The sequence below is a fragment of the Sodalinema sp. genome (genome assembly GCF_046483825.1).
GTDB lineage: Bacteria > Cyanobacteriota > Cyanobacteriia > Cyanobacteriales > Geitlerinemataceae > Sodalinema.
In genome coordinates, this window is the sequence record NZ_JAWOCL010000188.1 from 1 (window position 1) to 9,782 (window position 9,782).

At 51.2% G+C, this 9,782-nt stretch carries 11 protein-coding genes; 7 read left to right on the forward strand and 4 right to left on the reverse strand.

What is annotated here, in order from left to right; all coding sequences use genetic code 11:
• Positions 1-61: 61 nt before the first annotated feature.
• Positions 62-1,228, forward strand: coding sequence for a nuclear transport factor 2 family protein (locus R6U67_RS12245; RefSeq protein ID WP_410252811.1), 1,167 nt, complete (start codon positions 62-64; stop codon positions 1,226-1,228).
• Here R6U67_RS12245 and recR read toward each other — a convergent pair.
• A complete protein-coding gene (recR, locus tag R6U67_RS12250) occupies positions 1,225-1,866 on the reverse strand; it encodes a recombination mediator RecR (RefSeq protein ID WP_410252820.1) in 642 nt (213 codons plus the stop codon). The genes R6U67_RS12245 and recR overlap by 4 nt on opposite strands.
• Before the next feature lie 223 nt (positions 1,867-2,089).
• On the opposite strand from recR, the gene R6U67_RS12255 reads away from it, so the two are divergent.
• Entirely contained in the window at positions 2,090-2,830 is a 741-nt protein-coding gene (locus R6U67_RS12255) for a hypothetical protein (protein ID WP_410252812.1), read from the forward strand.
• Positions 2,831-2,899: 69 nt separating this feature from the next.
• Positions 2,900-3,514: a hypothetical protein gene (locus R6U67_RS12260; protein ID WP_410252813.1), complete on the forward strand. Its 615-nt coding sequence runs from the start codon at positions 2,900-2,902 to the stop codon at positions 3,512-3,514.
• Between the two features lie 24 nt (positions 3,515-3,538).
• Here the strand turns inward: R6U67_RS12260 and R6U67_RS12265 are convergent, their stop codons facing one another.
• On the reverse strand, positions 3,539-3,736 hold the full coding sequence (locus R6U67_RS12265; RefSeq protein WP_410252814.1) for a DUF433 domain-containing protein: 198 nt from the start codon (positions 3,734-3,736) through the stop codon (positions 3,539-3,541).
• 160 nt (positions 3,737-3,896) lie between these two features.
• On the opposite strand from R6U67_RS12265, the gene R6U67_RS12270 reads away from it, so the two are divergent.
• Both R6U67_RS12270 and hpsU read left to right on the forward strand, forming a co-directional pair.
• Entirely contained in the window at positions 3,897-6,284 is a 2,388-nt protein-coding gene (locus R6U67_RS12270) for a heavy metal translocating P-type ATPase (protein ID WP_410252815.1), read from the forward strand.
• 95 nt (positions 6,285-6,379) lie between these two features.
• On the forward strand, positions 6,380-6,973 hold the full coding sequence (gene hpsU, locus R6U67_RS12275; protein ID WP_410252816.1) for a hormogonium polysaccharide biosynthesis acetyltransferase HpsU: 594 nt from the start codon (positions 6,380-6,382) through the stop codon (positions 6,971-6,973).
• An 8-nt stretch (positions 6,974-6,981) separates the two neighbouring features.
• Here hpsU and R6U67_RS12280 read toward each other — a convergent pair whose 3' ends face one another.
• Together R6U67_RS12280 and R6U67_RS12285 are read right to left on the reverse strand one after the other, a co-directional pair.
• Entirely contained in the window at positions 6,982-7,545 is a 564-nt protein-coding gene (locus R6U67_RS12280) for a phycobiliprotein lyase (RefSeq protein WP_410252817.1), read from the reverse strand.
• A gap of 173 nt (positions 7,546-7,718) precedes the next feature.
• The gene (locus tag R6U67_RS12285; RefSeq protein WP_410252818.1) at positions 7,719-8,300 is read right to left on the reverse strand and encodes a phycobiliprotein lyase; all 582 of its coding nucleotides are present in this window, start codon (positions 8,298-8,300) and stop codon (positions 7,719-7,721) included.
• Between the two features lie 357 nt (positions 8,301-8,657).
• On the opposite strand from R6U67_RS12285, the gene R6U67_RS12290 reads away from it, so the two are divergent.
• Complete coding sequence (locus R6U67_RS12290; protein WP_087705474.1) at positions 8,658-9,194, forward strand: phycobiliprotein lyase; 537 nt, start codon at positions 8,658-8,660, stop codon at positions 9,192-9,194.
• 317 nt (positions 9,195-9,511) lie between these two features.
• On the forward strand, positions 9,512-9,782 hold a 271-nt coding region (locus R6U67_RS12295; protein WP_410252819.1), incomplete at its 3' end, for a toxin-antitoxin system HicB family antitoxin.

The following is a 9,782-nucleotide window of genomic DNA, read 5'->3' on the forward strand; positions in this document are numbered from 1 at the left end:
GAAGAGGGAAGAGGGAATAGGGAATAGGGAATGGGGAATAGGGAATAGGGAATAGGGATTTATGGGTGATTTGATGCGATCGAAGCGAGAACGGATTGTGTCGCTGTATGAGGCGATTAACCGGCGCGACGTTGAGGGGGCGTTGGTTTATATTGACGAAAATTGTGTCTATGAAGATGTGAACTTCCGCAAGACGTTTCGGGGGGTGGCTGACGTTCGCGAGTTTTTTGCCGAAACCTGTCGCACGGTTCCTGATGATTTGTTGTTTGTGATCGATGACTGCGCCGAGGGGGAGGGGGAGACGGTGGCCTTGCTTTGGCATATTGAACTGGCGGGGATTCCCTTTCCCAACGGACGAGGGGTGGGGTTCTATCGCTTTTCGGCGGAGACGGGACAACTGATTTTTGCGCGGGATATTTCGGAACCGCCGTTGAAGTTGGGGGGATTGGCGCTGTCCATTGTCCGGGTTGTGGCGCCTCTGGCGCGCTGGCTTCTTAAGCCTGGACCATCGGAGTCATCGAGTCCCCTTTATCCCGGCTATAGCCTCGCTTTGGGCATCTTTACGGTGATTTATTTGGCGGTGTTGATTCTCTCGCCGAAGGATCTGTTGCTGCCGGGTGATCCTCTCTGGGCTTTGCAACCTGAGACGATTCAGGAACTTCTGGATGAGTCTCTGAATTTCTTTTTTGTGGTTCCCATCGCCAATCTGTTGGGATTAACGGTGATACCCGCGCCGTCGGTTCATCCGGTGACGCAGGCCTTTTTTAATTTTGCTGAAGCCTGGATTTTTATGTTTTTGCCCCTGTTGTTGGCTGATCCTCGCGGCGATCGCCTCCCGCGTCGGTTCATTTGGCTGGGGGCGATGTTTTTAACGAATATCTTTCTGCTGCCCTATATGGCGCTGCGAGGTGTCACCGCGCCTGATCCTGAAGCCAGTCAGGGGAAAGGTTGGCTGGCTCGTTCTTTTGGCTGGACGGGATTGCTGGTGGGGGCGATCGCCGTGGTTTGGTTTGTGGCGGTGGGCGATGTGGGGGATTTGGGGCAACGGCTGGGGTTTTTCTGGGAGATGTTGCGCGGCGATCGCGTCACCATTGCTTTTGCCCTGGATATCGTTTTATTTAGTGTCTTCCAAGTGATTATCCTCGGCGGGATTCTGCCCCCCAGCCATCCTCAGCGTAAACTGCGCTGGATTCCCTTTTGGGGGTTGGGAGTCTGGCTAGTTCTCTAGTCGATATCCCGTCGCCCTTCTAAGGCCCGGGCTAAGGTCACTTCGTCGGCATATTCCAAGTCGCCGCCCATGGGTAAGCCAAAGGCGATGCGGGTGACGCGGGTGAAGGGTTTGATGAGTTGCCCGACATACATGGTGGTGGTTTCCCCTTCGACGCTGGGATTGATGGCTAAGATGACTTCTGTGACGGTTCCCTGACTGACGCGCTGCACGAGAGGCTGAATATGCAGTTGTTCGGGGCCAATTCCCTCCATGGGGGCGATCGTTCCCCCTAAAACATGATATTTGCCGCGATACTCCCGAGTTTTTTCCAGGGCGATGACATCGCGGGAGTCGGCGACGACGCAGATGGTACTGTCATCCCGGTTGGGGTTGCGACAAATCTCACAGACGGGATCGGCGGAGAAATGAAAGCACACTTGACATAAGCCCACTTGTTGTTTGGCTTCAATTAAGGCCGTGGCTAAGGCTTGGGCATCGGCTTCGGGCCGTTGCAGAACGTGCAACGCTAGGCGTTGAGCGGTCTTGGGGCCAACGCCGGGGAGTTTTTGGAATTGCTCGATCAGCCGAGCGAGGGGACGAGTATAAACGGGACACCTCCTGGGAACGGCAGAATGGGAACGGTAGAATGCAGGTATCAAGTATACCGGAATTTTGCCGTGAATCTTAAACTTGTGAATCTTAAACTAATGTGAAAATTAGCATGGGGTTTTGTGATTTACAAGATATCATGGCGTTTAGCCTGGACGGTCAACAGTGGCTTGTTGGCCATCAACCCGTCCAATGCTAGGGACAATTACGCCAAATGTTTCAGGACAGAAGACTTGTTGATCGTACTAAATTCATTCAAAATTGACTCCGATGAACCAAGAAACTAAGCTCAAAAGTCCTCAGTTAGAGGTCGGTGACTATTTTGATATGGGCTGGAAAATTTTCAAGGATAATTTTTCGAGCTTCCTAACTTTGGCATTAGTGATTGATTTACCTCTAGCGATTATTCAAATCTTTGTTCCTGTATCTGACAACCCTGAAGAAATGGCAAATCCTAGCAATTCATTGGCGCTAGGATTTGCAGTTTTGCTGATTGTTTTATCAATTGTCAGTATTCTTAGTGCCTTGATTATGACTGAATCTTCGGTTCTCAATCGACCGATTGAAGTTGCTTCGGCAATCCAACAAGGGTTTTCGCGCCTAATTCCAAGTCTTTTAGTCGTAATTGTTTCCACAATTTTAGTTGCTGTTGGATTTATTTTATTGATTGTACCGGGTATTTATATCGCAAACTTATTGTATTTTGTGTTGTATGCTGTGGCGCTGAGGGGTCAAGGCTTAGATGCACTGTCCTACAGTCGTGATTTGGTCAAAGGACAATGGTGGAAAATTTTTGGGCGCAGTGTGTTAATTAGCTTCGGGTTCGGCGTGGTGACTTTCGTGGTTATGGCCGTGTTTGGGTTTGCAGGTCTAGTTGTGAGTCAGATTCCTTTTGCTGCCGAGTTGGTGAGTGTTGTTGGAAGCGTTATTTCGGGTTTATTGGCGTATCTATTTGTTGCAATCACGACCATCTTTTTCTTGAATGTGGACTATGTGCGTCATCAAAATTGAGGCGTTACCTTCTCCGGATTGACTGATATGTAGCATTCATGATTTTTTGGCTCCTTTTTAATACTTTTTATGAGACTCACCTTTAAAAAACTTCTGGCTACCTCTATTCTGACTTTGGGAGGTTATTTTACTCTGTCTTTTACGCATCCACAACCTGCCTTAGCCTGTGCTTGTTGTGCCGACGCTGGGACTTGGTTCGAACGATCGCACATAGTGCAGGACTTTGAACTCGAAATCTTAAACGATTTAGTTTTCGGAAATGCTAATTTGTACATGACCGCAGCGGGTTTTGAAGCAGTTGAAGGCATTGAATCTCCCCAGTCAACGTATCGGCTTTCTAAATCGAGTAACGGTCGTAGCTGGAATTTAAGATTTATCAGTGATGACGGTGAAACAGCCGGTAATCTTTCATTCTTTTTGCCCGAGGAAGCGATTGACTTCGGGACGGATTTATTTAACGATCCTATGCCGGATACTCGGCTTCATAGGGAAGTTCGCTTTGAGGGAAATATAACCGGTAATGGGATTTTTTCGGGAATTTCTAATGAAACGCAGTTTAAGCTGGTTTTAAAAGGGAACGGTGGCGTTTGCCCGATGGCTATGGAGTTTCAAAACTGGTTTTTGGATGTCTCCGGGCCAGGGGTTGATTTCTCGTTTTATGGTGAGTTAAATGGGGGGAACTAAGTCCGGCGTGCAGGAAGGTGAGACTCAATCCTCTGCTAACTCAAGAGAGGCGATCGCTTGCTCACGCTTCACACTGGGAAAATGCTCTAGAAATTCATCGAGTGGATCACCCGCTTCGAGATAATCGAGCAAGGTTTTCATAGGAACACGGGTTCCCACGAAGACGGGAGTTCCTCCCAGGATATCAGGGTCACGATGAACAACAGGCACGGTGGCGGTCATATTGGCTATCCATTGACGGAGTTCTCTCCGATGTTAACCGACTTCTGAGGCGATCGATTGAGAAGAATCGATTGAGAAGAAAGAGGAAAGGACTAATCATGGGGCAAGTTCTCGGTATCCTTAAAGATAAGGATGTTCACTGAGTCTGTCTACCTCATCTATGCAAGTCTCCCCCGTCCAACCGGAAACCCAATCGCAACCCGATCGCCTCGAAACCCTCGCTCTCGATGTGGGGGGGATGAAATGCGCTGGCTGTGTCAAAGCCGTCGAACGCAAACTCACGCAAATTCCAGGGGTGGCCTCGGCGAAGGTGAATCTGGCCACGGAAATGGCCACGGTGGATTGTCAGTCAGGAGTCGTCAACCCGGAGACTCTGGCGCAAACCCTCACTGAAGGCGGATTTCCCAGCCAGTTGCGCCGTCAGCAGGGATTGTCACTCGCGGATTTAGAGGCGACGGAGGAACGCCAGCGGGAGGCGCAACAGCAACAACAACGTCAGCTGGCGATCGCCTTGGCACTGATTATTCTCTCGGTGTTGGGCCATTTGCAAATGTTGGGATTCCCGGCGATTCCGGGGTTGAGTAATATCTGGTTTCATTTTGCTCTCGCGTCTCTGGCGTTGGCGATTCCGGGCCGGGAGATTATTGTCGAAGGGGGCCGGGGATTGCTCAAGAATGCGCCGAGTATGAATACTCTGGTGGGGTTTGGCTTGGTGACGGCCTATCTGGCGAGTACGGCGGCCCTGTTTTTCCCCAATTTGGCTTGGGAATGCTTTTTTGAGGAACCGGTGATGTTGTTGGGGTTTGTGCTGTTGGGGCGATCGCTCGAATCACGAGCCAGAAACCGCGCGTCAGCCTCTCTCAAGTCTCTGCTAGGGTTACAGCCGAAAACGGTTCATCTTTTGACGGATATTGAGGAGTTGCAACAGATTGATCCCAGCAGCATTGTCGATTTACCGGCGGATCAGGTGCGGGTGGGGGAATATCTCCAAGTGCGCCCCGGTGAGAAAATCCCCGTTGATGGGGAACTCATGGCTGGGGAGACGATGGTAAATGAGTCGATGTTGACGGGGGAATCTCTCCCGGTGTCGAAGTCGGTGGGCGATCGCCTCAGCACAGGAACTCTCAATCAGTCCGGAAGTATCATCATCCAAGCGCAACGCACGGGGAAAGATACGGCGTTAGCTCAGATTGTGAAACTGGTGGAGGAGGCCCAAACCCGCAAAGCGCCGGTGCAACGATTAGCGGATACGGTGGCGGGTTATTTTACCTATGGAATTATGACCCTGGCTGCCTTGACATTTCTGTTTTGGTATGGTATAGGGGTTGATCTGTTTCCCCAAGTGTTGCAGACGGCCCATGAGTTCCCCAATTTGGCCCAGGTTCACAATATGGGAGATGCGGCTCTCTCGCCGCTCTTGCTGAGTTTGAAGCTGATGATTGATGTGTTGGCGATCGCCTGTCCTTGTGCGCTGGGATTGGCGACACCCACGGCGATTCTCGTGGGAACGGGGGTAGGAGCGGAACAAGGACTGTTAATCCGGGGTGGCGATGTGTTGGAGCAGGTTCACAAGCTGGATATGGTGGTCTTTGATAAGACGGGAACTCTGACGATGGGAGAGCCGACGGTGAACGAGATTTGGCAACGAAACTCCCTCAATCTACTACAATGGGCGGCGTCTGTTGAACAACAAACCCGTCACCCTCTCGCCGATGCGATCGTCAATTCGGCGAAAGCGAAGGGGTTGGCTTTGCTTCGGGTGTCTGACTCTCAGACGAAAGCCGGGTTAGGGGTGCAGGCTGTGATTGATTCGCAACGAGTGCTGGCGGGGAATCGTCTCTGGCTCGAACAGCATGGGATCTCCTGGGATGAGGAGATGGAGGATTGGGCGCAACAGCGGTTACAGGAGGGGAATAGTTTGGTGTATGTGGCGATCGCCGATGAGTTGGCTGGTGCGATCGCTGTTCGTGATCAACTCCGAGCTGATGCGGCGGACACGGTCAATCAATTACGGACATTAGGGTTACGGGTGCAACTCCTGACCGGCGATCGCCCGGAAACAGCTCAGGCCATCGGTCAACAGTTGGGACTCTCTCCCCAGGAAATTATGGCTCAGGTGAGTCCCCAAGACAAGGCTCGCGCCATTACTCAGTTGCAGGAGGCGGGGTTTCGGGTGGCGTTAGTGGGCGATGGGATTAATGATGCGCCGGCTTTGGCTCAAGCGGATGTGGGGATGGCCTTGAATGCGGGAACGGATGTGGCGGTGGAAACGGCGGATATTGTCTTGATGGGCGATCGCCTTGAGGATATTTTGCGATCGATTCGTCTCAGCCGAGCCACGTTTAACAAGATTCGCCAAAATCTCATTTGGGCCTTCGGCTATAATCTCGTTGGACTTCCGGTTGCGGCGGGGATTTTACTCCCTAAGTTTGGTATTCTTCTCGATCCGGCCGTGGCGGCTGGCTTTATGGCCCTCAGTTCGGTGAGTGTTGTCAGTAACTCGCTGCTGCTACGACGCTTTGGTCGCAATGATAGTCAAACCAGTTAGGACGAAGCGGACGAGAAAAATGTCTACCCAGCAATAGTTTCTCCATCCTAAATTGTCCTTTTTGAAGTGTCTTCTATCTTTTACCACAACGAATCATGAAACCCGATATTGAGAGTCCCGCTTGGGTGGATTTACGAACCTATGACCAATCGGACTACGATCGCGGTCGTTCGGGAGTCTATGTGTTGCTGTGGTGGCTGGTTCAGGCGATCGCCTTTCCCCTGTCTCCCCATTTCGCCAATGGCTTTCGTTGCTGGGTTTTGCGTCGCTTTGGCGCAACGGTTGGCGAAGGGGTGATTGTTCGTCCGACGGCCCGCTTTACCTATCCCTGGAAGGTGACCATCGGCGATTTTTGCTGGATTGGGGATGATGTGGTGTTCTATAGTCTCGATGAGATTCGTCTGGGACACCATTGTGTGGTGTCTCAGAAAAGCTATCTCTGTACGGGAAGCCATGATATCGGCGATCGCCAGTTTGGCTTAACAACAAACCCCATCCTCCTCGGGAATGGGGTTTGGATTGCAACGGATTGTTTTGTGGCCGCTGGAGTGACCATTGGCTCGAATACCGTGGTTGGCGCTCGTAGTAGTGTCTTTAGCGACCTTCCGGGGGGCCAGATTTGTTTGGGGAGTCCCTGTCGTCCTAAATCACCGCGAACGATGGCGGATCTCGCTGACTCCCCAACGTAGCCTCGGCGTTACCGTTGTAAGGCGATGGCCTTGTTTTCGGGGAAGGTTGAGGCTGGACTGGTGCGGACGTTGGAGGTGAAGGTGGTAGTGGTCACGGAGCGATCGCTCGGTCGAATGGTCGAGACATGAAGCCGCAAGTTGGCGGAGGGAAACCAGATGCGATCGTCCCGTACGGTGTTCTCGTCGGTGATTTTCAGCATCAGGGTTCCGTCTCGTCCTAGTTCATAGGTTCCTCGACTGGGTTGGAGATCTAAATCGAGATAGCAATAGAGGAGTGTTCCCTGATTGGCGTTATCTGGGTTGGGAACGGGAATCACCAGATAGCTATGACTTTCTTCCCAATGGGTAAACCGCGCTTCGTAATCTTCGTCCACGCGGTAGGGGGTGCTGGTTTCATAGCTGTCAATCCCACAGTCACGACAGCATTTGAGCAGTTGCGGGTCATCGAGGTTTAGGGGTCTGGCGGTTACGGTGGACTGGAGGTCTTCAACGTGACTCAGTTCGTGGTTATGACCGGTTCGCTGCGATCGCCAAACGCCTAGGGACAGTCGGAAAAATTTACTAATGTTCATCAACGAGAATCAACCGACGGGTAGATGAGAAATCCGCAGGGTCGAGCTACGGGTGTGCGTTCTTGATTGTATGTTCGCCTTTCTACAATAGTGGCTTCGGGGCAAGTTGTGAATCAGCAAGTTGTGAATCAGCAAGTTGTGAATCAGCAAGGTGTGAATCAGCAAGGTGTGAATCACGTCTTCTCGGCTGACATGGCGGTGGTCTTGATTTTTTGTTCGACGCCAAAGCCGACGAGAACCACTTTTTCTGGGGGTTGGTCGGTTTCGGGACGCTCGTAGGTGATAATTTTGCGAATCCGTAGTTCGGGGTTAATGAGGATGATGGAGTCGACGGCGATGACGCGGCTATAGCGGGTGGTCATCAATAATTCCCGGTTGCTGTTGTGGAAGCGGAAGTGGGAGATAATGGGCCGGTCTTCTTCGTAGGCGCGATCGCGCAGGTAATCTCCCTCGATCGCATCTCCGACGTTCACGGTGGGGATAAACATCAAATTCAGTTGCTGTTGGACGTTTTCCCCGGTTTCGGAAATGGTGGCGAATTCGAGATGGTAGCCGGGAAGGGGATCGAGGGGATCGGAAAGTGCATAGCTGTTGTCGGTGAGGACTTTGCGTTTGAGGTCGTTGGCGAGAGGATGGACGACGAAATCCGTGTGCGATCGCTCCACCTCTTGGCGCGTCATGTAGTGATAAGTCCGTTCTGTACTCCAATGACCGACGCAACCGTCAAAAAACTCTTGAAAAATCTTCAGTTCCATAAGATTTGGGCAAGTTCTAGCTCAATTGGTTTGAATTTTCCTTAAATTAGCGGAAAACAGTTCAGGGCTAACAGTCTGGTTCTAGTCCTAATGTCACCATAGCGGTTCAGGAACAGGATGAGCGACCCATCGGTAAATCTCCTCGTTCTTTTGCTTTTAATCCTTAGGGAGCGTTGGGTTGAGGGACGAATGGGGTCTGTTTAAGTCTGTCAACATTGTTACAATTGATTGCGTTCTATTAAGATAGATTTGAACCGCTTGACAAATGACGGCAACTCTTGTCCAGCGAACAGGATTTAGGGGTCGGTCCGGCGATCGCTCCTCTATCCTATCCCGCACCTATCTCTGTGAGGTTCCATGACTCTATCTCTACACCATCAACCGCTGACGGCTGAGGCTTTGGCTGAACAGTTTTTCCGCAACTGCGCCGGAGACTGGACATCCCAACGTCGCTACTACAGCCTCAACAGCGGTGAAACCCAAGAAGTCACCAGCCTGATTACAGTCGAATTCCTCGAACCAGAACAGGAGTTATTACGGGAGTTAGCGCAACGCCACCAACTTGAGGGGGATCATCCCTTTGTCTGTGGGAGTCGTGTCACTTGGGAAAGCCATTATGAGGGAGTCAGCCGCAAACCCAGTCGGGGAAAAACCGTGTTTGGGGTTCGGGGGGATATTCTCTACCGCGATCGGGGTTTCGCCACTCCTAAGCCAGTTATCGCCGATTTCTGGTTCACCAATCCCGAGACGATGTGTTTAAGAACTGAGTACAACAATTCAACCTTTGAGGAGGAATTGAAACTGATTGGCGAAAAATACCGCACTCGTCAAACAGTCATTTGTCGCGATGGGGAAGAACTGATGATTGGTCAATATCTAGAAACCCGGCGTTAGTAGTAGGGGCGAAAAATTTTTCGCCCCTACAATGTGGGAATCTAGCCTCGTGTCATGGCTGAAGCCATTAGAAGCCATGATACGGGGGTTTTGCGGCTCCGCCGCCTCTATTGACGGGGTGGGCGGGGTTAGGATGGGCGATCGTCACTTGTCGGGTGAATGTTTGGTAAGCCGATCAAAATGCCTTTTCGGGGTTTGATGTATATCGGAATTTAGCCTTTGAGGCAGATTAGATGGAAACCTTTATCGGGCGATTCTTTTTCCAGAGTGATTAACCCAAATCATTTATAATGATCGTTAGATTTTGGATAGTCATCATGTCCCTCACCATCGCGCTGAATCCTGAACTAGAAGCTAAACTCCTGGCTGAAGCCAAGCAGCAGGGTCAAAGTTTGGATACATTTCTCCAGCAATTGCTATCTCAAGCATTGGGAGTGTCGGAGCCTGATGCTTGGTTCGGGGAGGATGGTTTAGCGGCCGATTTATACAGTCCCGTGGCTTTGTTGGATGATGATGGGGTAATCGCGTTGGCACAGATGAAGCTAGATGCTGGGCAAAATCAGCGTTTGGGAGATTTGCAAGCGAAAG